This window comes from Mesorhizobium sp. M7A.F.Ca.MR.362.00.0.0 (assembly GCF_004023175.1).
Lineage (GTDB): Bacteria > Pseudomonadota > Alphaproteobacteria > Rhizobiales > Rhizobiaceae > Mesorhizobium.
In genome coordinates this window covers 1-305 of the sequence record NZ_RZTF01000123.1, presented here as the reverse complement: position 1 = coordinate 305, position 305 = coordinate 1, and the positions used below count along the sequence as shown (strand labels likewise).

Genomic DNA, 305 nt, shown 5'->3' with positions numbered 1-305 from the left:
TGCATGTGAGAGAGCAGGCCGACGCGCTGATGGTGCCGCAGACGGCGCTGGGCTCGAGCCAGCTCGGCAAATATCTCTATGTCGTCGGCAAGGACAACACGGTCGACCAGCGGCTGGTTTCGCTCGGACCGACGAGCGGCGGTCAGGTCGCCATCCTCAGCGGCGTCGCCGAGGGCGACCAGGTGATCACGGGCAATCTGCAGAAGATCGGACCCGGAGCGCCTGTATCGCCGATACCGGAAAAGCCGGCCACCTGAACACCCCCGTCAGGACCCGGCTTCAGCGCGGCGCCCCGACCTTCCCAC

Annotated in this window: 1 protein-coding gene; it reads left to right on the top strand. The window is 66.9% G+C overall.

The window, feature by feature from the left end:
• Positions 1 to 257: efflux RND transporter periplasmic adaptor subunit (locus EOC06_RS42700; RefSeq protein ID WP_368773590.1), on the top strand; the 257-nt coding region annotated here is incomplete at its 5' end.
• Positions 258 to 305 lie beyond the last annotated feature (48 nt).